Origin of the sequence: Flavobacterium bizetiae (assembly GCF_902804475.1) — a bacterium.
Lineage (GTDB): Bacteria > Bacteroidota > Bacteroidia > Flavobacteriales > Flavobacteriaceae > Flavobacterium > Flavobacterium bizetiae.
In genome coordinates this window covers 1-25,035 of record NZ_CADCSU010000047.1, presented here as the reverse complement: position 1 = coordinate 25,035, position 25,035 = coordinate 1, and the positions used below count along the sequence as shown (strand labels likewise).

Sequence of the window (25,035 nt, the reverse complement as noted above, 5' to 3'; positions counted from 1 at the left end):
AAAAAGCAAGCATCTTCTGTTTTAATTTTTGTCGTATTGGGCCACATCCGGCAATTCGTCTATGGCTTCTTGCTGATTAACTCTACTATCCTCAATTTCTAACAATATAGAACTTCCTGTAATTTTAGGCGAATAAGCTTTTCCTTCAAATTGAACAGGTAGATTTCCATAGCTGAATAATGATTTTAGGGTTTTGCCCGAAACTTGTAAAGCTGCCTTTTTTTCTCCGTCTAACTGGGCCTGAATATTCCATTCTCCAACTTGCAAATTAGCTAAACCATTCTTGTTTGAAATAGTTTTGATGACTTCTGTTTTGCCGTCTTTAATTTGAATGATGGTTAAAAACCTCAATTTTTGTTTCGGTTCAGAAGTAATTCCGGCATGCCATTGGTCTTTGAATTCTTTGATCTGACCTTCGTCATTCGTTACTTTATTCCAGTTTACCGCAGCTTCGTAAAACTGATTGTGAACTGCCATTTTTAAAGGAGTATTGGCAAAAACGCTTGCATTTACATTTCCTAAATCGGTTTGTACAATAAAGTTTTGTTGTTTGGCTTTCGCCGAATTTTTTCCTTTGATGGTGTAATACGGACAATGAAACTGGGTGGTCCATTTTACCGGAGTTTTAGCTTCTAATTCGTCGTATAAAACAATGTAACCTCCATCTAGCTGCAACATGTGTCTGCGGTACAGCGTTACACCAGATTCTCCGTAACCATTTGCTTTGCTTGGCACGACATTAATTTGTTTGAATCTATCCAGCCAGAATTCACTTTTTATTGCTCCATAAGCATTACTGGCATCGCCCAAGGCATATTGAATGTGTTTTCCCGAAATGGCTCTCGGAATCCATCCGTAACCTTCTTCACCAATTTTCTGATTTAAACTATCAGCTAAAATCGTGTTGTAAGCTTTTGATGATCTGTAGAATAAAAGATTATGTTTGTCGCTGAAATTGCTGTAATAACCTGTTCCGCCAAAGATTACTTTGCCTTTGTAATTAACAGTAAAAGAATTCTGAGACGCATGTCCATGCCCAGAAGAACCAAACGGACTGCTGAATAAATAACTGCTTAGGGTTTTATCGGCTTTAGCCAAATCTTCGTGCATGGCAACTACACCAACATCGCCAAATTTGCGGGTTTTTGGTAAATTCTCCGGCGAAGTTACCGGCAGATTTCTATTGGGTTTGTAGTTTAATAATCTGAAGAATAGGAAATCATCTGTGCCGTGATAATAAGAAGGATAGTCTCTTTTTATTTCGTTTACGTACCAGTTTAAATACGGATTGTTCATTTTGTAGGTCAACGCATCGGCAAACCAGGCTTCTCCTTTTACGATGTACGGAATATTCTCCCACATATCGCCAATTGCGGTACTTGCAGCTCCGTTTGGATGTGTGTACAACATATAATAGGGAAGGTTTTCCATCCACGGTAATTTAAAATAATCGACTCCGCTAAAATCGCCAAACATTTGCGACAAATAAATGATGGATTTAAAGTTGACTCTGAAATAGCCATTTCCTTCGTGCCAGCCGCCATCTGTTGTGCCTAAAACCGGAAAACGTGCCGACCAGACTTCGTACATATAAGTCAGCCATTCTTTGGCTTCAGGAACATCATTGATAACGGCAACGGTTGCAATGGCAAGATTTCGTAAAGTAATCTGCCAAACGTGGTTATCGCTTACATGCAGTTCAAAACGGTTAGGCAAATGATTGTAAACTCTTTTTGCTCTAATGGTAATGATATTTTTAAATATTTCTTTTTCCTGTGGAGTTAAAAATTGATATCCGGCATCATAAAACCAGCCTAAGGCTTCTAGCACAGCTCCGCTTGTAAAATCATCACCAGTTGCTAGTCCGTCCGGATTCATGGCGGCAAGATTTAAGGCTCTGCGTTTGGCATCCTGAATAAAACGTTCGTCTTTAGTAAGCTGATACGCAATACATAAATTACGAACCGGATTACCAACGGCATCACCAAAACCATGATACATTCTTTCTATAATGATCTTTTTTTCTAATTTGTTTTTGCCTGTAGTATCAATTACTCTTTGTGGTTTTTCCGTTGGAAGCGGGGCCAGCATTAGTTTTTCCGCGAAAGCGATAAACTTTTTCGCTTCGGGATTATTGAGATTGTTTTTGTAGAAATCTTCGCCAATACGATTCATATCCCATAAAAGCGGGTGCGATCCTTCGTTGCGTTTTAAAACTTCGCTTACTGGCGGTGATACTTTTTCGTTTGCATATTTCGCATCGACTACAAAATCGTAAACCGGAGACCATGTCCATTGAGTACTGCCTTTTAAAGCGTAACCGTATTTCCAGTACCATTTTCCGGGTTTTAAAGCTTGATGAAGCGGATAAACAGCCCAGCGTTGTTCTGCACTGGCAATTAAATCTTTGCTGAAATTGGTATCGCCTGCCAGCATCACTTTATAGCGTATATTACCAATATTGGGATCTTCGGGTACTTCGCTGCCACTTTCCATTGGTTTTACCATGTCTTTGCCATTTGTTGCAGGCCAAAGCAGGGCAGGAGCATTGGTGGGAACCGTAATTCCGTTTAGAGGATAAGGCCATTCACGAACTCTTGAATGCAGTTTTTCTGCGGTCAGTTTTATTATGGCCGATTGCTGGCTGAAAACTGAAACAGCGGTGAATGATAAAAATAAGGCAATTATATTTTTCATAAAATTTACTTTAAAACCAAATTATAATCCTGATACGAAAGGATCTCCGTTCTTTTTACACCATTGTTTTAAATAAAGACGCAGGGCATTTAATTGTTTTTTATAGGATGGATTTACCGTCAGATTGGTAATTTCTCCGGGATCCTTTGTGAGATCGAAAAGCTGTTCTTTTAAATCTCCTTTGTTGTATACGATATATTTATAATCTTTTGTAATTACAGCACGTCCGCTAATGTTTAAAAGTTCTTCGTTATCGGCAAAATCGGTTTCGATTACGAGCGTATCACGAAGATTTTGATTTGGGTTTTCTATTTTTTTACTGATGTCGATTCCTTTTAGATAGGCGGGTTTTGGTACTCCGGTAAATCCGCAGATGGTGGGGATAATATCGGTACCATTGCAAACCAGCATATCATCGGTTCGGGGCTTCCATTCGCCAATTTTGGAAATGATAAAAGGTATTTTGGCCGACTCTTCGTATAATATTTGTTTTTGGTTCCAGCTATGGCCTGCATAACCATCGCCGTGATCTGCGGTAAAAATAATAATGGTGTTTTTTTCGATATTGTATTTTTTTAAAGATGCCAGAACCATTTCGATATAACTGTCTACTTTTTCAACTAACCGATTATAAGCCCATCGATATTGACGCCATTGATCTGGTGTCCAGTTAACGGTGGGATAGGTTCTAAAACTTACTTTTTGTTGTTCGCGTACAATTTTGGGTTCGTAATCTGGAATTTTCCAGTTGGCAGGCAGGGGCGGACATTGATCTGCCGGAGGTGCTTTTTCCAAAACATCCATTTTTAAATCTTCACCGCGTGCCCATTCGCAAATGTCATGCGGATTTAAAAAGGAAGCCACTAATAAAAAAGGTGTGTTTTTATTTTCTTTGATAAAACGAGCGCAGAATGATGGTGTCGCGGCATCGTTGTAATCCTGAAAGCTGGTGTTTTCGATATATTCAAAACCATGCTGGCTTTTTTTGGAAGTAGGAACGGGTAAATGCCATTTGCCTACATAGCCGGTTTTGTAACCTCCGTTTTGGAGAATTTTTCCCATCATTAAAATATCATCCGACCATTGACCATCTTTTTCGGGTGCATTTCCTATAAAACCGGTTTCATAAGGCATTTTGCCGCTCATGATAGAGGCGCGTGATGGCGTGCACAAAGGCTGTGCGCAATAGGCTTTGGTAAACCGAACTCCGTTTTGGGCTAATTTATCCATTGCGGGTGTATGCAGATTTTTATTTCCTGCGATACTCATGGCATCAGCCGTCTGCTGATCGGTCATGATGATGAGAATATTAGGTCGGTCGGCAGTTTGGGCATTCCCTAAAAAAGGAATGTGCAATACCACGAAAAGCCATATAAAAAATATGTTTTTTTGAAACATGATCTTTAAGATTATAATTTGTTTTGTGAACGCTCTGAATTACAAAACGAATTTAATGATCAATGTTATAAGAAGGTTTTGAATTTGTGTAAAATGATATTAAAATTATCTAAAAGGCTGTAATTTGGTTGGGTTTGTGGGGATTTGATTGTGTATTTAACCGCAAAGAGCGCTAAGGTTTACGCAAGGGACGCTAAGTTTTTTGCTCGCAAGGCCGCTAAGTTTTTTTCACGCAGATTTGCTTCGCCTGTTCGCTATCGCTCGGGTGGCAGATTTGGCAGATTTTTTTAGCAATAGATTCGTGAATTCGTGGCGAATTTAACCGCAAAGTTCGCTAAGGTTTACGCAAAGGACGCAAAGTTTTATTAGCCACAGATTAAAGGATTAAATTAATTAAAAAAATCTGCTAAATCTGCGTGAAGCAAAAAAAACTTTGCGCCTTTGCACCTTTGCGAGATTATAATTTTGAAGCGTATTCTGTCTTTTTAAACTTCTGGAAGGCATTCGCGCAAGCGCCTAATAAACCGGCTTTATTACCTAAGCTTGCGGCTACGATTTTTGTGTTGGAGAATGAAACCGGAATTGCGGTCTTTTTTACCCGGTTTGTTAATTCATCAATATAGAACTGGCCTGCCTCGCTGATTCCTCCGCCAATAATTACCTTTTGTGGACTAAATATGTTTACACAATTCACGATTCCGGCAGCTAAATAATCAAAGTGATGCAGCATTGCATTTACCGCGTGGTCTTCGCCTGCAAGATATTTTTCGATGATGGTTTTTCCGTCGATATGTTCGTCGGCTGCTTTATTTTGAGTTTTGTAGTATTCGATTAAGGCCGTAACCGAAGCGTAACTTTCTAAACAGCCTCTTCCGCCGCAAGCACATTGAATTCCGTTTTGCTGAATCACGGTATGACCTAATTCGGCACCGCGATTTTTGTAACCGCCAAAAAGTTTTTTATTGATCATGATGGCTCCGCCAATTCCGGTTCCGATAGTGAGAAAAATAGCATCTTCACTGTCTTTGGCTGCGCCGTAGATTACTTCGGCAAGTCCCATTAAGTTGGCATCATTATCAATTACGATATTGTGTCCGGTTCGATCGTTTAGAATTTTTCCTAAAGGTAATTGTTCAAAACCGGGAAGATTAACCCCTCCACCCACGATTACATCATTTTCGATGAGTCCCGGAAAACCAATTCCGATACCCACAATAGGTTCATTTAATTGATCTGTGCATTGTGTAATAGCCTTAACTATTAAATTTATGATTTCTTCTTCTGTTTTTGCCTCTTTGAGAGATACTAAAAAAGAAAATAGGATTTCTCCAAGTTCATTAACAACACCGCATTTGAGTGAAGTTCCACCAATATCGATTCCAATTGCGTATGATTTTGATATTTGTGTGTCGTTTAAGGTATTCATAATGCTGATTTTATTATTTTTTATCTTCTGTTAGAAACAATTAATGCAGAACGGCAAGTTCTGCATTAATGTCCAAAAATCGATTAATTATCTAAAAAAAATTGTAGCTTATTTTAATCTGATTGTTATTATGATTTAGGTTTATTTAAAGATTTGGCAAAATCTCTCCATATTTGAAACTGTTCCGGAGTAAGGATTGCTTTTTCTTTTGTTGTGATTTCTTTTTTCCAGGCTTCAAGTTTCTCTTGTCTTTGATCATAAAATAAGGCTGGATCGTCTTTAATTGCTTTTTGGGTTTTGCCATTTTCGGCAATTAAATCGCGCATTTTTTGTCGGTTTGCAGTGCTCAGTTTCATAACCGTAAAAATTGAATCTCTCAGCGTTTTCATGTCTTTCGGTTTGCTTTGTGCAAACGATGTCGAAGCCATTAGAATCAAGCTGCATACTAATACTATCTTTTTCATAATTATAGTTTTATATTTTAATACTTCGGATTCTGACGTGTAATACTCTTGTTTACATCTGTTTCGTTTTGTGGATAAGGATATAATTCGTGTTTTCCTGCCACAAAATTGGTAATCGACGGATAGAAATAAGTGGAACGAATTGCTTTTACGGCTGTACTTGTTTCGGCTAATTTGTCTCCTAAAATTCCCCATCGTATCAAATCAGCTCTGCGCATTCCTTCGCCCGAAAGTTCCCAGGCTCTTTCTTGTTGTATGGCTTTAAGAAAGTTTTCTTTACTTAAACCTGTAGGAAGATTGATTACGGTAGCAGTTGGTTTTGCTAATAATTGTGCCGTAGCGGTTGCTCCTGTACCTTTTCCGTCTGTACTTGTTATGGTCACGGTTGGAGCAGAAGTATAACCATCTCCGGAACGTAACATTCCTATTGTTCCAATTCCACCACTTGCAAGGTTTATTATCGCTGCCGCTGCGTCTGTACCGCCGCCGCCTGTAATTTGTATCACGACATTTGCTGCATTTGTATATCCTGTACCTTTATTTCCTAAAGTAATTCCAATTCTGCTTCCTTGAATGTCGCCTCCAAAAGCTCTTTTTCTAACCTGATTAATGGCATCATAAGCAATAGCATTTGGACCTTCGTTGAGTTCGTTTTCTACTTCGGCACGCATTAAAAGCAAATCAGAATAACGCATAATTACCCAGTTGATGTGTGTGTAAACACGTTCTGCAGTGGCATTGGTTTGGTATTCGCGACTCCATTTTCCAACGGTCCATCTTTCGTCCTGATTGGTGGTTAAAAGCGGTAATTTATTTCCCAGATTATTGATAGAGTAGGTCGCAATCGAAAAATCCCTACGCTGATCGGCAGCATTAAAACTAGTATAAAATGGTTTTGGCACTAAACATCTTGATATGTTCGAAGGGTAAACTCCGTTTGCTGTTGCGGGACCATTAAAATTTCCTACCCAGGATGCATTGCCTAAAGTTCCTGCCGGATTGTAAAACGCTACCTGAAAAATGTTCTCTGTTGGTTCTAATACATGCTGACATTGGTTTTTGAATACTTTAGCATAAGACGGATTTAATTTATAAGGGTTTTGAGCCATTACATCGTTAATCTCTTTTTGCGCCAATTGGTAATATTCTTTGTAGTTAGAAGGGCGTTTGGTCGTTCCGTCTGCACCTAAAGAATAACCTCCGGCAAACATGGCTACTCTTGCCAGCATTGCTTTTGCTGCCCATTTATTGATTCGTTCGTCTTTTGGAGTCTCTTCCGGTAATACCAGTGCAGCTTCCTGCATGTCTTTTATAATTTGTTTGTAAATTTCATAACGATCTACCAAACCTACTTTTAAATTATCTCCTGATTGTGAACTTTTGGTTTTAAAAGGAACATCTCCCCATAATCGAACCAATTCAGAATAGTAAAAACCGCGAAGAAATTTAGCCTCTCCAAGCATTCTGTTCAATTGATCTTTTTGCGCTTGGGTTCCATTAGTAAATAAATCCATATTAGGAATTCTTTCGATCACAACATTGGCTCTGTCGACACCTTCGTACAATTTACTCCATGCGGTATAAAAAGTAGTAGTTTGAGAAATTCCCTGATAATGGGCAATTGTTCTCCAGTCATCGGCACCAATTCCGCTCATTTGTTCAATATCAGTATCGGCATCAAAAATTAAAGAAATATTCCAGCCATAACTATCAAGCGATGACATTGATTCGTAAACACCTAAAGTTGCCATATAAGCTTCATCTGCATTCGAGAAAAAGTTGGCTGTTGTAAAATAGGAGTATGGCGTTACTTCGAGATCTTTATCACAAGAATTTAAAGGTAATAGAAGACAAGTAAGGCTCGCTGCTATAATGGCTCTGCGGGAAAATATATATTTTTTCATCTTATTAAAATTAAATTATAGTGAAAGACTTAAACCTGTTACAAATGATTTGCTTCTTGGATAAGCACTAAAATCGACTCCTCTGGTAATAGCATTGTTGTACACATTTACTTCAGGATCATATCCGGAATATTTGGTAAACACGTACAAATTGTAGGCTGTAAAGTAAATTCTCAAATTAGAAATTTTTGATTTTTTCAACCATTCTTTAGGCAAAGTATATCCCAAACTAATGTTGTTGATTCTTAAAAACGAGCCATCTTCTATGATATCACTGTACAAACGTCCGGTAGTATTTCCGTTAAAAGCCGGATTAGTTTTACCAACATTAAGTGCTGCCAATTCTGTAGGATCAGTTACACGTTGTCCTGCGGCATTTATGGTTGTCCATCTGTCGGCATAAATTGCAAGTGTGTTTAGATTGTCTAAATTCAGTCTTGAATTGTTCAGTACATTGGCATTATAAATATCGTTTCCTACGGTAAAATCAAGGAAAACACTAAGATCAATTCCTTTATAGCTAAAAGTATTATTGAAACCTCCTGTATATTTAGGATTCGCATCTCCAATAACCGTTCTGTCTAAGTCGTTGATTACTCCGTCAGGCGTTCCGTTTGGTCCGCTAATGTCTTTAAATTTAATAAATCCGGGTTGCACCACAATATTATCAGTTACTACGCCAGTTTTTAGCGTATAGGCTTTTGTTGTTGGATTATAATCAAAATCACTTACCTGATACAAACCGTCTCTAACATAACCGTACATCGTACCAACTGGTTTTCCTACTTGCAGGATGTAATCACTTTTATCCGTGTAACTGTTCGTTATTAATGAATTTTCGCCTTCGCTTAAACTCAATACTTTTGTTTTATTAAAAGCAACATTCAAAGTAGTGTTCCAGGTAAAACTGTTGGTTTTAATATTGGTTGTATTCAATGTAAATTCGATACCACGATTAGAAGTCGCTCCAATATTCTGAAACTGTTTTTTAAATCCTGAACTCGAAGGTACACGAGTGTTGTACAATAAATCTTTAGACTTATTATCGTAGATTTCTGTAGTTAATGATATTCTTTGGTTAAAAAATCCTAAATCAATACCAATATTGGTCGACTTGGTAGCTTCCCATTTTAAAAACGGATTTGGAATATTGTTTTGAAACGCTGTAATATTTGTTTGGTTGTTTAATGGATAAGAACCTGAATTAAATATTCCTAAAGCCGCATAATTTTCAATTCGATTATTTCCTGCTTCACCGTAGCTTAAACGGAATTTTAAATCAGAGAAAAAAGGCAGCTTTCTCATAAAATCTTCTTCGATTACTCTCCACGCTGCAGATACAGACGGGAAATATCCCCATTGATTTTCTGTTCCAAATTTAGACGAACCATCAGCTCTTATACTGGCCGAAAGCAAATACCTGTTTTTATAAGAGTAACCTGCTTTACTAAAGAAAGACAGCATTTTATCATCTTCGGCAAAAGTTGTCGGAATTCCGGCAATAGTACCCAATTGTAATTTATCCCAACCCAGATTTACATCAGGAAAAGCCGAAGCTGTTGCTGTAAGTCCTTCAGAATAATTATAAATATATTCCTGACCAAGAGTAACATCAAGTTTATGTTTTTTATTGAAAGTATTGCTATAAGTTAGTACGTTATTATAATTCAAACGAGTCGAAATATTGTTTGTTACACCACCATTCGGACCACCACTTCTAACAGCCTGAATACCTCTGTAATCATTAAAATATTTGCTTTTAACGCTTTTGTCATTGTAACTAATTAAACCATTATACGTTAAATGTGGCGTAATGAAGTAACGAAGTTGTAAGCTCATGTTGATAGCTCTGGTATTAGCCTCTCTTTTTTGACTGTCAATCGTTATCAACGGACTTTGAAATGTTGGCGAATCCTGATTGTCTAACGGATCTACTTCAAGATTTTTAAGATCTTCATCAGATCCTGTTTTTCCAATTGTAGGTCGGTATTGCAGTAAGTTTTGCAACATACTCAATCTCGCATTTCCACCATCGCCTGTAGACAATCCGGTTACTTTTTGATTGGAATAATTTACAATGGCGTTTACCGTAAACTTTTTGCTGATATCGTTAACTACATTTAGTTTTACGATATTTTTTACAGAAGCACTACCCAGCATAATTCCCTGATCGTTGTTTACCGAATAAAACGCATTGTATTTTGTATCGTTTTCACCACCGCTGATGCTTATTTTATGGTATTGACTTTCTACAGCATTGCCAAAAACTTCATCCTGCCAGTTAATTCCTTTTCTGTTTTTGTACAAACCTTCCAGTTCATCATAAGTACCAAAAGTATTGGTAAATTTTTGTAATCTAGCGTCGTCAGTAGCAGCTTCGTACATTAAATGCGTATAATCATACGGATTCATAACCGGAAGCGTTTTAGCTATTGTTTTTATTCCTCCATAAGCATCGTAAGTAATGGTTAGTTTACCGCCTTTTGCTTTTTTCGTAGTAACCAAAACTACTCCGTTTGCCCCCTGAGCACCGTAGATAGAAGTAGAAGCAGCGTCTTTTAATACATCCATAGTTTCAATATCCATAGGATCTAGAAAACCTAATCCTCCTGTTTGCGCTACCCCGTCAACCACATACAGAGGTTCGTTACTTTGCGTGATCGAAGTTCCGCCTCTAATTCTAAGAGAAGGCTCAGATCCCGGAGTTCCGTCAGACATGGTTACCTGCAAACCCGCAATACGACCTTGCAAAGCCTGCGCAACGTTTTGTACCGGAATTTTTGCAAGTTCGCTTCCTTTTACAGAAGATATGGCACCCGTAAGATCTTTTCTGGCTTTTGTACCGTAACCTACTACGACTACCTCATCAAGATTATTGGTATCATCGAGTAGTTTTGTGTCGATGGTTGTTCTGCTTTTTACAGCTTCTTCTTTGGTTTTTGTTCCCATAAACGAAAACACCAATATAGCATTTGCCTTTACTTTTATTTGATAGTCACCATCGATAGAAGTACTGGTAGAGTTTTTAGTTCCTTTTTCAGAAACTGTTGCTCCGGGAAGTGGCATACTTTGCGCATCTGTTACCTTACCTTTTACAGTAATGATATCCTGCCCATATGTAATTGTATAAGTTGCCAGCAACAAAAATATAAATATAGTCCTTTTCATAATTTTTTTTTAAATCGGAGTAAGTCGCGGACTTAGTTCCTATTGATGTTATTTAAGTTGAGTTTTCATCTTGCTAAATAAATCAGCCACTATTTTTGTTGAGCTAAACTTCAAGAATTATTTTCTTTAAATCAAATGCTCAATTATTGTTTGTGGAGAAAATTATAACAATTAATTAACGTGAGAAAGGGGCTGGGGAATTTTGCGCCTGGTAAATAAAAATAGGTTTTCTGGAAGTCGGTTTGTTTCTTTTGGATTAGTCATGTTTTTTTTGGATTTAATTAAAACAAATATAGAAATCGGGTCTACATGACAGTTTTGAATACGTCCAAAATGCTATTGATTTTGATTAATATAACGTTTTCGTTCCCCGTAAACACAGGAAAAATCAACGTTTTATGGTGTTTTATTGCAAAATACTTTTATAATAAAGCACCGTAAATACTAATCAAATTTAAAATGTTTTATGTTCGATAATCGTTAAGTGAAACAGCGCAAAATGTTAAGGAAAATAGTTGCTTTTTGATGCGATTTTTATTGATAGATTTATCAGCTTGAATATTTAATTCAGATAAAACTTATGAATTTAAAAACAGGGAAGTAGCATTGTGAAGAAACGTGGGTTTAATGGCACGCGGATGACGCAGATTAAACGGATTTATTCTTTTTTTTAGCGTAGATTTTTATCTGGACCTTTATTCTAAATCATTTTTTTCAGGAGCTAATCCCGCTATCCGTTCCAATCTTTTGTGCCTCCCGATAGCTATCGGGACGGACACAAAAGGATTTCCTCCCGAAGCCTCGGGACTATCGGGGCTAGGACAATCATTCTCGTTTTACAAAGTTTTTAGGACAAGTTTGTTATTTCGACGAAGGGGAAATCTTCGCGAGTAGCTCTACAAAGAGTAGTAAGTTTGATGGGCTATTTTGATTGCGGAGCTTCTTGTGGGGATCTCTCCTTCGTCGAGATGACAATAATGGGGAGAATGATGTACGTAGAACTTTGACAAAGCTTTTAGCGCAAAGATTGTCATTTCGACGAAGGAGAAATCATACTCGTTTATCGACAAAGATTGGTAAGTTTGATTGTCTATTTTGATTGCGGAGCTTCTTGTGGAGATTTCTCCTTCATCGTGATGACAAAAATGAGGGAGAAGGGTGTAATGTAGAACTTTGTCAAAGTTTAAAACTTTGACAAAGTTTTAAGAAGTAAAGCTAAAGCTATTTTAAAGGAAGTTTAATGATTCTAATATCATCATGATAAGCGATACGGGTTAGCACATTATCGCTGGTAATTACATTGCCATTGGCATCTTTTCCGGCTTCGCGGTAAACGCCCCATTTTAGATAACCTACATTTCCAACAGCAGGATTACCTGTGAATGTTACAAAATTAGTGCGCTCTAATAATAATTTATAATCTGATTGGTTGGGAAGTTTCGCGTAAATTCTCATATATCCGGTATTGTCAAGTGTCCATTTTACGTCAATACGAAACTTGATCCATTGGTTGATATAAGGGCGATAATCTGTAATTAGATTGTCCTGATATTGATAGTTTCTTGCCACGATGGCGTTACGTTTAGTAAGGATTCTGAGAGGCAATAACTGATTATCGGACATTTTTAACTGAAAAATATTATCGCCGTAAGCAGGGTCTGTGCCATTCCAAGGTTGCCAGTCTTTCAATAAAATGCTGACTTCATACCGGCATTCGTCACCCGGAACATAACGATATTTTACCAAAGAAACAGCATCCGATTCACTACGGTAGGAACCATCTGAAAAATAAGCATCGTCGCCAAGGGTAACTTTGTGCGCAACAGCATATTTACCAGTACTTCCGGGCGAAGTCATATAAACGGCATCAGCCGCAGTGGCGTGAGTACCTGTGATACCCGTAATTCCTGAAGTAAATTCGCCTGTTTCGTAATTGATGTTTAGAATCGTATCGTTTACTGCCTGAGCTGGTTCTTCAGGTTTAGAATCGTCGTTGTCTTCTTTACTGCAGGCAGTTCCAATTAGAAATGCAATGCTCACAATAATAAGTTTTAGGGGAATATTCTTTTTCATAATGCTTTATGATTTTATATAACCAAGCTTTCTTATTTCTAACCGGAATCAGAAATAAGAAAACGTATTGGCATTATGTTTATATTATTGTAAAGTTGTTTTGATTTCGCTTTTTTTACCATCAATCGTAATCGTTAAATTGATGTTTCCTTTTTCAAAATCATTGCCTGCATTGGGTTGAAGGCTAATTTCGGGAGTTTTATTTCCGTTATACGGATATACAATGCTTATAAATTGCTGTGTGGCGGCATCATTTTTAGGTTTCTCAAAAACGAAAGCTGGTCTTGCCATTTCTTTCGCATAAACGTAAGATACTTTTCCTTCTTCTTCTTTTAAAACGATTTTATCTGTATTCAAAGATTGAATTAAAAGGTTGTTTTCATCCTCGTAAGTAGTGTAAACGCTGTTGTTTGTCGTATTATAAACCGGTTTGCTGTCTTCTTTTAATTGAAAATGAACGCCTAAATTTCCGGTTGCTTTTCCAATTGCTTTATCTATAATTAGAAAATATTTTTCGTTGATAAACAGAATGCTGCGTTGGTGTTCTAAGTCAGTATAACTTGGATTTGTATAGGTTAAAATGTCCAGATTTTTAGCCGTTTTCCATTTGTTTTGCTGAGCTTTGGTAATGATCATGTTTTCATTATTCAAAGTCAAAGTATTGTGAACTCTGGTCTGGCGGAACCAGTTTCTCATTTTGGTAACTTCTGCATCACCGCTGTATAAATAACATCCGGTATCGGGCATAAAGTTGCGTCCGTTTACCCAAAGTTCAAAAGTTCCGTTATCCGGCTGTGCATGAAATTCGGCAGGAGGTCCGGCTTTTAAAATCATTACAGTCGATTTATCGTTCCAGCCGTTTCTAAAAGTGTAAAAACCGCCATTTGGCAATGCATTCGATAAATTAGGTAATTTTCCGTCTACGCCATCTGTTGCAAAATATTTAATAAGGCCGTTATCCGGAAATAGTTTCGACCAGCCTGCAAATTGTTTTATGCGCGCATTTTTTTCAATTGGCCACGAATCGCCAAACATTGGATTGTTATAATCCGGGAACGATATATTGGCTGTAGCCACAATCATTTTTTCGATTGTTTTGATGTACGTATCCGGAAATTCTTTTTCTACTCCGGCCATTTTTGCCGAATTATAAGCTTTAAGGAAAATCTCAATACAGGCAACGTGATAAGTAGGAGAGAGTTCCCATTGTACGCCATCTTCAAACACCTGCAGTTTTATTTCTCTGTTTAAGATTTCGATACCGCTTTTACGCCATTCTTCGGCTTGTTTTAATTCCGGAAACGAAGCTCCTGCACCTAAAACACGTTGAGCCTCAAACAATAAATGGTTTCCTTCTTTGCTGTAATGTTTCGGAATATAATCAGTTTGCTTGCTTAAACTGTTTAAAAATTCCATTAAAAAAGCTGGTGTAAAATGAGAAGAAACTACAAATAAATTGAAGATTCCCGGAAAGATTTGTATACGTTCTGATACCTCAAGCGGACGCCATGCAATTTGATCGTTTTCGGCAGAACGTCCCAGATAGTTTTTCTTTTCCCAATCTCGGAATTGGAAAATCCACTCTTTTGCATATTTTTCGTCTCCGCTGCTTCGGTACGCCATTCCCATAGACGACCACCAGGTTACGCGGTGCAATTGCCAGCGTACTTCATTGTCTTTTACCGGCCAATAATCCCAATTGATGTCTTTTCCGTAATCGAAAAAGCCATAGCCTTTTTGAGGTTTAAATAAATGCAGTAAAGCATTATCTGCCTTTTCCTGATTGGCTTTTCCGATATCTTTTCCTCTAAATCTCGCTTCGTCACCGATATTAAAATCAGGATTTTTAATGTTTTTTCGATTGCGATAATAGGTGAGTAATGCCTCAGCAGCATCATTGTATTTCCCTGATTTATAAAGCTGATTTACTTTTTCTAAACCCGGATAACTCAGGTTTACAGCATCAAAACTTTCTTTGTTTATGGAGGCTTCCTGCGCATTGCTAAAACAAACTGTCATTAGCAGAAGAAACAAAGCCATTGTTTTTTTTAAATTTATCATCTTATTTTAATTTAAATAAATTCTAATAATTGTACTTTTTTACAATAAACAAGAAGCTATTTAATTGATGTTTTGAATATCAAAAATAGCTCCTTAAAATCTTTATTATGGTATTACTTCGATCAAATTGATTGAAAGAGGTATTAAATTTGAATTTTTTTGATTGAAGCGTATCTTTTTAAAGCTTCCAGATAATAATAATCAGCATAATCAAGCGGTGTATCGATTTCTGAATTATACAAGAAAGCACCAACGCTGTGTTTTAAAAGAAAATAACTATTCTCACCCGGTTTTGCCAAATAAGCGTCTGATGATAATGATTTTAAAATATCTTCGGCATAATCGGCATATTTTTTTCCGTCTTTAACCTGAGTACTTAAATCTAATAAAGCAGAGGCAATAACCGCAGCAGCCGACGCGTCTCTTGGCGCCAAAACTTCGGTATCCATGGCATTGTGAACATCAAAATCCCAAACGGGTATTTTATCTTTTGGCATTCTTGGATGGTTCATGATAAAAGAGGCAATATGTTCTGCCTGTTGCAAAAACTTAGGATTTTTGGTATTGGCATAACACATTGTATACCCATATAATCCCCATGCTTGTCCGCGAGCCCAGGCCGAATCGTCTGTAACGCCCTGATGGGTTCCTTTATGGATTATTTTTCCTGTTTTGGCATCATAATCAACTAAATGATACGAACTATAATCTTTTCTAAAATGATTTTTTATGGTGGTTAAGGCGTGTATACTGGCTGCATTAGCATATTCCGGTTTTTTAAACTCGTTAGCACTCCAATACAGATATTCGAGATTCATCATATTATCTATGATTACAGGATAGTGTAACCACGCGAAATCCCAAGAACGAATTGTTCCCACAGTTGGATTAAAACGCGCGTATAGATTGGCTGCACCATCGGCCAAAGCCGGAAGATATATTTTATCCCCTGTAATTCTGTAGGCATTTCCGTAAGAGCAATACAGCATGAAACCTACATCGTGCGTATTTTTGATGTTTCGGATAGAATCCAGTGCAAGCGTAAAATTTTTAGCTTCATTGGCCAGGGTTTTATCTCCTGTAAGTTCATAACCGTACCAAAGACTTCCGGGGAAAAAACCCGTTGTCCAATCGGTTAAACCTGCCAGTCTAACTGTTCCGTCAGGATTTACAGAACGCGGATTTTTTCCGGGTTTATAAGTTTGAGCGGCTTTGTTTAATTGAAAGTGAATTACCTCTGTGGTCTTTTTAAACCAAAGCAAAGACGGATCATCATTTTGGACAGGCTTTGCAAAAGTGCTGAGAGTAATGGTGGAGAGGACTAGAAACAGGTTGAAGGTTTTTTTCATAGTTTAATCGTTTATGTCTGTATTCTGTTTGATGGAATATTTTATAAAGCGAAGTTATACGTGAGGTTCAAAACGGTCTTTCAAATTCTATCATAAATGTTTTGAATTTGTGTAAACATGCATTTTAGAACCATCTTATGCTGAGTTTTACTAAAACGAAGTACCGTTATAAATGATTCTGATATTTTTGTTGAATTTTTTACATCTCAAAAAACTAACTTTGTTTAAAGGATAAAATAGATAAGTTTATGAAGATAAAGTCCATTCCCGTAAATACGCTGCCTTCTGAACTTAGTAAAGGAGTAATAATAGGCAAAGCATCGTTTGACGGATCGCCTAATTCTGAAGAAGTAGAAAGAGCGCATCGCGATGGCGGTTATACATTTATTCTTCAGGAAAAAGGGATTACGAATATCGAAATTGATTTTAAAAAACAAAAAATCAAAGGACCGGCAGTTCTTTTTATTCATCCCAATCAGGTTCATCGTGTCATTTCATTTGAAGATGCCGTAATCATCAGTTGGATAATTGCTATTGAAAATATCCGGCCTGAGTTTTTAAAGATTTTAGAAGAATTAACTCCTGTAAATGTATTGTCTTTAAATCAGGATACTTTATCCATATTAGACGAAACAGCATCAGTATGTATTAAACTTTTTGCCAGAAGAGAAGAAAAAATGCATGCTTCGATTTTAAAAGAAAGTTGTAACACCTTAATCGCACTGGTAATCTCGCAATATTTGGCAGCATCAAAAACGACGGATAAGTATTCAAGATTTGAGATTATCACTAAAGCGTTTAAAACGGAACTTGAGCTTCATTTTGAAACTATTAAAAGTCCAGGTGCTTATGCTGATATTCTAAACATTTCTACGGCGTATCTAAATGAATGCGTAAAAACCGCAACAGGTTATTCCATTTCTTATCATATCCAACAACGTGTTATTTTAGAAGCGAAACGTTTGCTGTATCATTCGGATAAATCCATAAAAGAAATTGCGACAATGTTGGGCTATGACGATTATTCTTATTTCTCCCGATTATTTTCTAAAGTTGTAAAAACGACTCCAATAGCTTTTAGAAATAAAAACCTCGAATAGTCCTATAAATGCTTTGTATTGATATTGCCCTTTCTTTCAATTCGCTATTTCTTTGCATGGATAAAAAAGAGATAAAAAATGGAAGGAATAAAAGGAGATAATCTTTTAAAAGATAAAAAAGTAGCCATATTAGGCGGAGGGCCGGGAGGATTGACTTTGGCTCGACTTTTACAATTAAAAGGTGCAGAAGTTAAGGTGTATGAGAGAGATTTTAATAAAGAATCCCGCGTGCAGGGAGCCATTGTCGATTTGCATTTCGATTCGGGTCTGAAGGTAATGACAGCAGCAGGATTACTGGATTCTTTTAAAAACGTTTATATGCGTGGGGCAGATAAGTATCGCATCGTAAATAAAGAGGCGAATATTTATCTTGATGAAACGAACGATGGTAAGGAAGATGATTTTAATAATGAAAATTTCAGACCGGAAATCGATAGGGGAGTTTTAAGAAATTTACTAATTGATGCGCTTTTGCCGGATACTGTAGTTTGGGACAGTCATTTTTTGAGCATGGAGCAAATGAATGATTCGTGGGAATTGAAATTTAAAAACGGAACTACAGCTTTTGCAGATATTGTGATCGGATCAGACGGGCATCTTTCTAAAGTTCGTCCTTACGTAACCGATATTCAGTCATTGTATTCAGGCACGACAATTATACAAGGAGAAATTGAAAATCCTGAATCAGCATGTCCTGAAATGTATAATTTAGTTAATAATGCTAATCTTCTTGCTATGGATATTGGCAAAACCATCGCAGCACAACCTATGGCGGGCGGAGGTTTAACTTTTTACGCTGCCTCTTTATATCCTGAAAATTGGACTAAAAACAGCAGCATAAATTTTAATAATCCTGATGAAGTATACGCTTATTTGGTTGATTATTATAAAAAATGGAATCCGGTGTTTTTTACGTTGTTTAAGGCATGTAAACAATTTATCGTGAGACCATTGAATTATTTTCCGATAGATCAGCATTGGGAAGCTAAATCGAATGTTACTTTAATTGGAGATGCTGCTCATTTGATGCCGCCGTCTGGCGAAGGCGTGAATACCGCTATGCTTGATGCTTTTGATTTAAGTGAATGTTTGTGCAACGAAGAATTTAATGATTTGAAAACGGCAATTGCGGCTTATGAAAATAAAATGAGATCTAGAGCAGCTGTTCTGGCAAAAGAAGCTATAGAAAGCATACAGGATTTTGCTTCACCATCTGAGCAATCTATTAAAGAATTAATTGAAATGTTTCAATCCTAATCGATTGTAATTTTGAGTATAAAAAAAATGCTAAACGGTTAAGTTTAGCATTTTTTATTTTAATGATTGCGAACAAGAAATCTGTAAATGGTTTGAGATGTAAAGGTTTCTTTAGGTCGTAAAACAGTATTTGGGAAATTTGGTGTATTGATCGAATTGGGATAATGCTGTGTTTCGAGGCAGAATGCGCCATTTTTGGTATAAGGAACTCCGTTGCGTCCTTTTACTTTTTCACTTAACCAATTTCCGGAATAAAATACAACGCCCGGCTCGGTGGTATACACTTCTAATGCTCTGCCACTTAATGGTTCAAAAGCTTTTGCAGCCAAAGCGAGTTTGCTTGTTTGGTTTCGCAAAGCAAAAGTCACATCGTAGCCATTGGTATATTGTTGTACTTTTTCGATGTCTTTGCCAATGGTTTTAGGCGTAGTAAAATCGAATGGAGTTTGTTTTACGTTCAGGATTTTTCCGGTGACCAGACTTCCATCTCCGTATTCTAAATATTGATCGGCAAAAACCGTTAATTCTGTATCCAGTGCCTTATTGCTTTTTCCGCCCGAAAGGTTAAAATAAGTATGATTGGTCAATACAAGTGGCGTAGCTTTATCTGTAGTTGCTTTATAATCAATAACTAAATCATTGTTTTTGAGTGTGAAAGTTACTGTAACCAATAAATTCCCCGGAAAACCTTCCTCGCCATCTTTGCTTAAATAAGTCATTTCAACGGCAAGTTCATTCTTTTTTGAGATTTCTTTGGCTATCCAAACACGTTTATCAAAACCATTTATACCTCCGTGAATATCAGAAGACAACGTATATTCCTGTCCGTCAATTGTAAATTTTTTGTTTGAAATTCGATTCGCGACACGACCTACCGTAGAGCCCATCAATGAATTGTCAGTACCGGCAAACTGAGAAAGTGAATCAAAACCAAGTACAACGCTGCTCATTTTGCCATCTTTATCCGGCGTTATAACATTAGTAATTGCTGCGCCATACGTAATGAGCTGAACCTGCATTCCGGTTTTATTTTGCAGCGTATATTCGAAAACATCCTGTTCCTGAACCTGTCCGATTTTCTTTTTAGTAATAAAAGATTTTTTGGATTGATCTGGATTCTGAGAAAATACATTCTCAGTAATCAACATTGCCAAAAATAAAAAGGACAAGCAGGTCGTTAATTGTAATTTGTTCATGAGATTTTATTGTATTTCGTTACGCATTGTAATGATAGAATTGTTTTCTTTTTAATCCATTATAAGAGAATAAAAACTCTAAATATGTTTTATCACCAAATACGATTATCAATAAATTATTTTTGTTTTGCCAAATTATAATGATCTTCAAGATAAGCGAATCGAGCCAGAATTTCCAGCATTCCGCCATGTTCTACTAAATTATATACACCTTCGTTTCCTGTAAATAATCCTTTTTCGTTTTTGTTTTCTTTTAAAGTATTATCCAGACATTTTTTAAATCCCGAAATGTATTTTAGATCTTTATTGTATTTTAAAAGATGCTGATATCCGCGCAATAAAACGGCATTAAACCAGTAACCGTCTCTAAACTTGTCGCCTCCATAAAAATACAGCAAAGAACTGTCTGCCATTTCAATTGCTTTTTTAAGGTATTTTTTATCGCCTGTTAACTCATATAAATACACATTAGACTGAAGCATCGTTCCTGTATTATAAGAGTATATTGTTTTTCCGATACTTCCGTCGTTTACTTTAATATTGTCATAAAATAAGCCATCTGGTGTTTGCAGTTTTTCATTTGTCCAATTGTAGATCTTCAATGCATTATCAAGATAAACTTTTTGTTTTGTGGCTTTGTACATTTTAAGCGCAACAAGAATTCCGGGACCGTTAGAACATGTGTTTTTCGTTTCATAATCATTTTCTCTCCAATATAATCCGCCACCTAATTTTGTGTCTGATGCCGTCATCATAAAATCATACATTGATTTTCCTAAATCAAAATAAGATTTTTTTCTTGTTCTTTCGTAAATGTCTAAACTAGTAATTCCTATCCATTGATTATCATCGTAATATCGTTGTCCTTTACTCAGTTTTACAATATATTCGCCATATCCCGGTTTAGGTGGAGCAGGATCGTAGTAAGGCTGCATACTTTTAACAATACCATCTGTAAGATTGGCATTTTTATCTATTTTTTCGATTTCGTTTGTAGCTTCAAACATAGCACAAAGCGCCCATAACCAACTGTATTCTCTTTTATGTCCAAATTTAGTTTCTCTTTTGGCAGGATCTAAATCAACGAAGTAATAGCCGGAAACACGATCGTGAAAGTTGTTCTCGATAGCGGTATGGAGCTTTTCCATTTCTTCTTTATAAAAATTACTTTTCGAAATGGCATTCTTTTTTATTAATGAAAAACTTGAAAACAGTACAACTGCTGCAACAAGTATTAAACTCTTTTTTTTGTGATTCATAATGGGTAATTATTTGTGGTTATTTTTTTTGATTTTGTATAAGGTATAGTTGTTTATGGAATTGTAAAGCGAGCTACGCAAATCTACTAAAACGTTTTAGTATTTAAAACTAAAAAACACAGATTATTATTATTTTTGCCAATATTATTCACAAATCGTTGTTTTGGTATTTATTTTTTAAGAAACCAGATGATTGTGAAACAAACATTACACATTTGCAAATAAAAGAGTTTGAACGGAATTATGATTTACTGTACTGCTTGGGTTTAACTCCAGTATGTGCGGCAAAGACTTTCGAAAAATGGCTTAAATTCGTGAATCCTAATTTGTAGCCCACATCAGAAACGGATAAATTTCCTTGTTTGAGAAGGATTGCTGCTTCTTTCATTCTAAATTCCTGATAATAATTGAAAATGCTATTGCCGAATATTTGCTTAAATAAGTTTTTCAGTTTTGTAGGACTCATATTGGCAGCAATGGCGAGATCATTAATCACAGGTGGAATACTTAGTTCTTCCAACATTTGCTGTTTTACTTTATAAATTTTCTCAATATCGCTACTGTTTAAAGTATAGAGTTGTTTGGTATCTCGCTTTTCTAATTCAATTAATAACCTGCATATTAGTTCTTCGGCTTTTATTCTTAAAAAGAAGAGTTTAAAAGTATTAGAAATAGATTCAGATATTATTTCATCTGCAATTTTCTGTAAAGAAGGATATAACATTTGTTCAAATAACAAAGGCTGCTTGTTTTGTAGCAGATTGTATAAAATGGTTGATTTCTCAGAAATTTCAAATAGTTCGCTCAAATAATCAGCGTCGATCTCAATATTGATAGTGGCAGTATTGGTATGAATGGGAATAACGGTATCGGTATTCAGACTGCTGGTTCCAATTAAAACTGAAGGAGGGCTTTTTGACGGCATTTCTCCAGGCAAAGTTTCTGTTGCAGGAAAGATATTCTGAAACTTAAAAAATAATCTTTTCCTTGAATGATTGAGATCCAGGTTTTCGACAATTATATCTTCATTCAATTCATAATTAGAAATAATCATTCTAATATGGGTATTGAATGTAAATCCCATGCAATATCCTCTTCCAAACTTTTCAGGAATTTCCAGTTTCCAATCTTGTATTTCTGTATTCAGTAAATGAGCAAACGCTTTTAGAACATTTGGTATTGTTTGGCTTTGAATCATAAGATGTCTTTTAGAGCTGTTTTTATGTCTAATGAGATTATTTTACCTCTAATATACAGAATAAATTTGTGTCATAATTTAAAAAGTATTTAAAATCATGAAATCTAAGAAATATAAATTGTGGATTATTATAGGAATCGTCCTTTTGAATTCCATTGGGTTTTCTATTGTATTACCGCTTCTGCCTTTTTTGATCAGCCAATATTTACCATCTCAACAAGTGGTTGTAGGTATGAGTTTATTAATGTCGATATTCGCTGCCTGTTCCTTTTTCTCTGCACCGGTTTTTGGAGCATTAAGCGATAGATACGGAAGAAAAAACATCCTTCTGATTAGTTTGTTTGGTTCTGTAATTGGCTATGTTTTATTTGGAATTGGCGGCGCATTGTGGATTCTGTTTCTGGGAAGAATAATCGACGGACTTACAGCAGGAAATATGAGTATTTTGTTCGCTTATATAGCCGATACAACTGAACCCAATGAACGAGCCAAATGGTTCGGTTATATTGGTGCCGTTATGGGAATAGGAAAAATAGGAGGGCCCGCATTGGGCGGATTGTTAGGAAGCATATCAATTGGGTTGCCATTTTTTGTTACGGCGGTTTTGATATTGCTTTCGGGAATTGCAGTTTATTTTCTATTGCCCGAATCATTGCCTGTTGAAAAACGAACCAAACATTTATCAGTTTCGAGTTTCAATACTTTCTCTCATTTTAGTGAAATTTTCAAACTAAAAGGACTGAAACCGTTATTGATTTTAGGCGTTTTATTCTATATAGGATTAAGTATTTTTCAGTTTAATTTTACCCTTTTCTTAAAAGATATTTACGAATGGACACCCGGATTTATTGGCGGAATCTTAACTTTTGTTGGTATTTGTGATATTCTCACCAGAGCCGTTTTATTGCCTTGGTTATTGAAACATTTCAACGAGAAAAATATCGGAATAACAGGTTTAATTATTTTGGGAATTGGTTTAGGATTAATTCTGTTAAGCGTTTATGTACATTCGACAGTGCTTATTTCGTTTGCGGTAATCTGTATTATTTCGGGTGAAGGTTTGTTTGATCCCACATACAATGGCAAATTATCGCAATCTGTAGAAGAAAGTAAACAAGGAAAATTACAAGGCGTAAACCAAAGTTTGCAATCGGCTATTAATGTGTTTGTTCCGTTATTGGCGGCGGCTATTTATTATTATAGTCCGGGTATATTGTATGCAACTGCGGCATTTATTGTGTTCTTTGCAGCAATGATGTATGCGAAGTATAGACCTGAAAATTAAATATTAAAAATAACAGAGGTAAGTACGAAGTTAGAATTAGAAGTAAAAAAGCCCATTTCGTTAGAAATGGGCTTTTAATTTTGCCATCCTTACTCAAATCCTAATTTAAGGATGAGAAAAGAATGGTTACTATTATTTAAAACTATAGAGCATCCCAAGAGGCGCTAGGATAAGTAATAGAACTTGTTACCGGAGCTTTCCAGTATTCCTGACTACCGCCACGGAAAGTGTGAAGACTTACCGCATTTACATTTCGCTTAGCATCATTGGTTACCCAACGAATGGTTTGATTTAATAATTCAGTTCCGTTTACATAATATTTTACATAACCGTTTGTATTTGAACCTGTATTTAACTTAACAGATATCTGGCAATTGTAGGTAACGTTTTCTTGTATGAAATACTTTTTTCCAAAATCATTACCAAATTGTCCCGGCTGATCTCTATAATACACGTAAGGCTGAAGATAAGCGCCGCTTCCTTTGGCAGAATTTGATCCGTTTGGACAATACCACATAAATCTTGCACTACCGCCATTACCATCCCATCCTGGGTCGCCACCGGTATTCTGATCACCAATTAATATTCCGTATCCGCATTTACCGCCGCGGCTCCAATAAAATCCGGAATTAAATCTCATCTGAAACCAAACGGTATAAACACCTTCCGACCAAACACCATACGATGTGCATAAACCACCCGGACATGATAATGTATTGGTTTGCAATGTGATCGTTCTGGATGCAGCACTTCCAGCTAATGCAGCAACAGCTGAAGCGGCTGCTTTTTGGGTGTTTTGCTGTACTTCGTTGTTGATGATTTGCGTCTCGTCCTTGTTAACGCTTTGAGGCTCATTTAAATCTTGTTCCTTTTCGCAGGAGTTAAACATTAATGCTGTAATAAATAGCATAGTGGTTAATTTTAAAAATTTTCTCATTGTTAAAATTTTAAGGTTAATAATTAATGGTTAGTAAAGAATAGTTTGCAATTACATCATTGACTTTGAAATAAAAGTTTTTTATCATTATCAAAATCAGTATCAGGTAATTGACACTACAAAGTTGATTAATAACAATTTATAGAGGGACTAGAAAAGTACGATTTTGGGTACGTAAAAATCCTGTAGATGTGTTTTGTGTATATTTTTTGCGTTAAAAAAATAAGATTGTTAAAAAAATATGCGAAATAATTATTTAGAAT

The 25,035-nt window shown here is 36.3% G+C and carries 16 protein-coding genes; 3 read left to right on the top strand and 13 right to left on the bottom strand.

Going from position 1 to position 25,035, the window contains the following annotated elements; genetic code table 11:
- Nucleotides 1–21: 21 nt before the first annotated feature.
- The 9 genes from FLACOL7796_RS04350 to FLACOL7796_RS04310 form a co-directional block, all read right to left on the bottom strand.
- Nucleotides 22–2,697: a DUF4962 domain-containing protein gene (locus FLACOL7796_RS04350; protein WP_173969609.1), complete on the bottom strand. Its 2,676-nt coding sequence runs from the start codon at nt 2,695–2,697 to the stop codon at nt 22–24.
- A 21-nt stretch (nt 2,698–2,718) separates the two neighbouring features.
- Nucleotides 2,719–4,095, bottom strand: a complete 1,377-nt coding sequence (locus FLACOL7796_RS04345) for a sulfatase family protein (protein ID WP_173969608.1) — start codon at nt 4,093–4,095, stop codon at nt 2,719–2,721.
- Nucleotides 4,096–4,552: 457 nt separating this feature from the next.
- A complete protein-coding gene (locus tag FLACOL7796_RS04340) occupies nt 4,553–5,521 on the bottom strand; it encodes an ROK family protein (RefSeq protein ID WP_173969607.1) in 969 nt (322 codons plus the stop codon).
- Nucleotides 5,522–5,649: 128 nt separating this feature from the next.
- The gene (locus tag FLACOL7796_RS04335; protein WP_173969606.1) at nt 5,650–5,985 is read right to left on the bottom strand and encodes a hypothetical protein; all 336 of its coding nucleotides are present in this window, start codon (nt 5,983–5,985) and stop codon (nt 5,650–5,652) included.
- A gap of 17 nt (nt 5,986–6,002) precedes the next feature.
- The gene (locus FLACOL7796_RS04330; protein WP_173969605.1) at nt 6,003–7,889 is read right to left on the bottom strand and encodes a RagB/SusD family nutrient uptake outer membrane protein; all 1,887 of its coding nucleotides are present in this window, start codon (nt 7,887–7,889) and stop codon (nt 6,003–6,005) included.
- Between the two features lie 15 nt (nt 7,890–7,904).
- Nucleotides 7,905–11,057 (bottom strand): SusC/RagA family TonB-linked outer membrane protein, encoded by a 3,153-nt coding sequence (locus tag FLACOL7796_RS04325; protein WP_173969604.1) that lies wholly within the window; start codon nt 11,055–11,057, stop codon nt 7,905–7,907.
- Nucleotides 11,058–12,278: 1,221 nt separating this feature from the next.
- Nucleotides 12,279–13,130, bottom strand: coding sequence for a heparin lyase I family protein (locus FLACOL7796_RS04320; RefSeq protein WP_173969603.1), 852 nt, complete (start codon nt 13,128–13,130; stop codon nt 12,279–12,281).
- Nucleotides 13,131–13,214: 84 nt separating this feature from the next.
- Nucleotides 13,215–15,191, bottom strand: coding sequence for a heparin-sulfate lyase HepC (gene hepC, locus FLACOL7796_RS04315; protein WP_173969602.1), 1,977 nt, complete (start codon nt 15,189–15,191; stop codon nt 13,215–13,217).
- A 143-nt stretch (nt 15,192–15,334) separates the two neighbouring features.
- Complete coding sequence (locus FLACOL7796_RS04310) at nt 15,335–16,540, bottom strand: glycoside hydrolase family 88 protein (protein ID WP_173969601.1); 1,206 nt, start codon at nt 16,538–16,540, stop codon at nt 15,335–15,337.
- Nucleotides 16,541–16,788: 248 nt separating this feature from the next.
- On the opposite strand from FLACOL7796_RS04310, the gene FLACOL7796_RS04305 reads away from it, so the two are divergent.
- Both FLACOL7796_RS04305 and FLACOL7796_RS04300 read left to right on the top strand, forming a co-directional pair.
- On the top strand, nt 16,789–17,640 hold the full coding sequence (locus FLACOL7796_RS04305; protein ID WP_173969600.1) for a helix-turn-helix domain-containing protein: 852 nt from the start codon (nt 16,789–16,791) through the stop codon (nt 17,638–17,640).
- A 78-nt stretch (nt 17,641–17,718) separates the two neighbouring features.
- Nucleotides 17,719–18,897 (top strand): FAD-dependent oxidoreductase, encoded by a 1,179-nt coding sequence (locus FLACOL7796_RS04300; RefSeq protein WP_173969599.1) that lies wholly within the window; start codon nt 17,719–17,721, stop codon nt 18,895–18,897.
- 59 nt (nt 18,898–18,956) lie between these two features.
- Here the strand turns inward: FLACOL7796_RS04300 and FLACOL7796_RS04295 are convergent, their stop codons facing one another.
- The 3 genes from FLACOL7796_RS04295 to FLACOL7796_RS04285 all read right to left on the bottom strand — a co-directional run bounded on the left by FLACOL7796_RS04295 (nt 18,957) and on the right by FLACOL7796_RS04285 (nt 22,550).
- The gene (locus FLACOL7796_RS04295) at nt 18,957–20,093 is read right to left on the bottom strand and encodes an aldose epimerase family protein (protein ID WP_173969598.1); all 1,137 of its coding nucleotides are present in this window, start codon (nt 20,091–20,093) and stop codon (nt 18,957–18,959) included.
- 116 nt (nt 20,094–20,209) lie between these two features.
- Nucleotides 20,210–21,352, bottom strand: coding sequence for a glycoside hydrolase family 76 protein (locus FLACOL7796_RS04290; RefSeq protein ID WP_173969597.1), 1,143 nt, complete (start codon nt 21,350–21,352; stop codon nt 20,210–20,212).
- A 241-nt stretch (nt 21,353–21,593) separates the two neighbouring features.
- The gene (locus FLACOL7796_RS04285) at nt 21,594–22,550 is read right to left on the bottom strand and encodes a helix-turn-helix domain-containing protein (protein ID WP_173969596.1); all 957 of its coding nucleotides are present in this window, start codon (nt 22,548–22,550) and stop codon (nt 21,594–21,596) included.
- 97 nt (nt 22,551–22,647) lie between these two features.
- Here FLACOL7796_RS04285 and FLACOL7796_RS04280 point away from each other — a divergent pair, with 97 nt between their 5' ends.
- On the top strand, nt 22,648–23,835 hold the full coding sequence (locus FLACOL7796_RS04280) for an MFS transporter (RefSeq protein ID WP_173969595.1): 1,188 nt from the start codon (nt 22,648–22,650) through the stop codon (nt 23,833–23,835).
- Between the two features lie 142 nt (nt 23,836–23,977).
- Here FLACOL7796_RS04280 and FLACOL7796_RS04275 read toward each other — a convergent pair whose 3' ends face one another.
- A complete protein-coding gene (locus tag FLACOL7796_RS04275) occupies nt 23,978–24,772 on the bottom strand; it encodes a polysaccharide lyase (RefSeq protein ID WP_173969594.1) in 795 nt (264 codons plus the stop codon).
- Nucleotides 24,773–25,035: the final 263 nt, after the last annotated feature.

What these genes read in the sequence shown, in the direction of transcription:
- FLACOL7796_RS04335 (WP_173969606.1), bottom strand. Translation starts at nt 5,985, where the DNA reads ATGAAAAAGATAGTATTAGTATGCAGCTTGATTCTAATGGCTTCGACA.
- FLACOL7796_RS04285 (WP_173969596.1), bottom strand. Translation starts at nt 22,550, where the DNA reads ATGATTCAAAGCCAAACAATACCAAATGTTCTAAAAGCGTTTGCTCAT.
- FLACOL7796_RS04345 (WP_173969608.1), bottom strand. Translation starts at nt 4,095, where the DNA reads ATGTTTCAAAAAAACATATTTTTTATATGGCTTTTCGTGGTATTGCAC.
- FLACOL7796_RS04305 (WP_173969600.1), top strand. Translation starts at nt 16,789, where the DNA reads ATGAAGATAAAGTCCATTCCCGTAAATACGCTGCCTTCTGAACTTAGT.
- FLACOL7796_RS04320 (WP_173969603.1), bottom strand. Translation starts at nt 13,130, where the DNA reads ATGAAAAAGAATATTCCCCTAAAACTTATTATTGTGAGCATTGCATTT.
- FLACOL7796_RS04295 (WP_173969598.1), bottom strand. Translation starts at nt 20,093, where the DNA reads ATGAACAAATTACAATTAACGACCTGCTTGTCCTTTTTATTTTTGGCA.
- FLACOL7796_RS04350 (WP_173969609.1), bottom strand. Translation starts at nt 2,697, where the DNA reads ATGAAAAATATAATTGCCTTATTTTTATCATTCACCGCTGTTTCAGTT.
- FLACOL7796_RS04325 (WP_173969604.1), bottom strand. Translation starts at nt 11,057, where the DNA reads ATGAAAAGGACTATATTTATATTTTTGTTGCTGGCAACTTATACAATT.
- FLACOL7796_RS04300 (WP_173969599.1), top strand. Translation starts at nt 17,719, where the DNA reads ATGGAAGGAATAAAAGGAGATAATCTTTTAAAAGATAAAAAAGTAGCC.
- FLACOL7796_RS04330 (WP_173969605.1), bottom strand. Translation starts at nt 7,889, where the DNA reads ATGAAAAAATATATATTTTCCCGCAGAGCCATTATAGCAGCGAGCCTT.
- FLACOL7796_RS04310 (WP_173969601.1), bottom strand. Translation starts at nt 16,540, where the DNA reads ATGAAAAAAACCTTCAACCTGTTTCTAGTCCTCTCCACCATTACTCTC.
- hepC (WP_173969602.1), bottom strand. Translation starts at nt 15,191, where the DNA reads ATGATAAATTTAAAAAAAACAATGGCTTTGTTTCTTCTGCTAATGACA.
- FLACOL7796_RS04275 (WP_173969594.1), bottom strand. Translation starts at nt 24,772, where the DNA reads ATGAGAAAATTTTTAAAATTAACCACTATGCTATTTATTACAGCATTA.
- FLACOL7796_RS04280 (WP_173969595.1), top strand. Translation starts at nt 22,648, where the DNA reads ATGAAATCTAAGAAATATAAATTGTGGATTATTATAGGAATCGTCCTT.
- FLACOL7796_RS04340 (WP_173969607.1), bottom strand. Translation starts at nt 5,521, where the DNA reads ATGAATACCTTAAACGACACACAAATATCAAAATCATACGCAATTGGA.
- FLACOL7796_RS04290 (WP_173969597.1), bottom strand. Translation starts at nt 21,352, where the DNA reads ATGAATCACAAAAAAAAGAGTTTAATACTTGTTGCAGCAGTTGTACTG.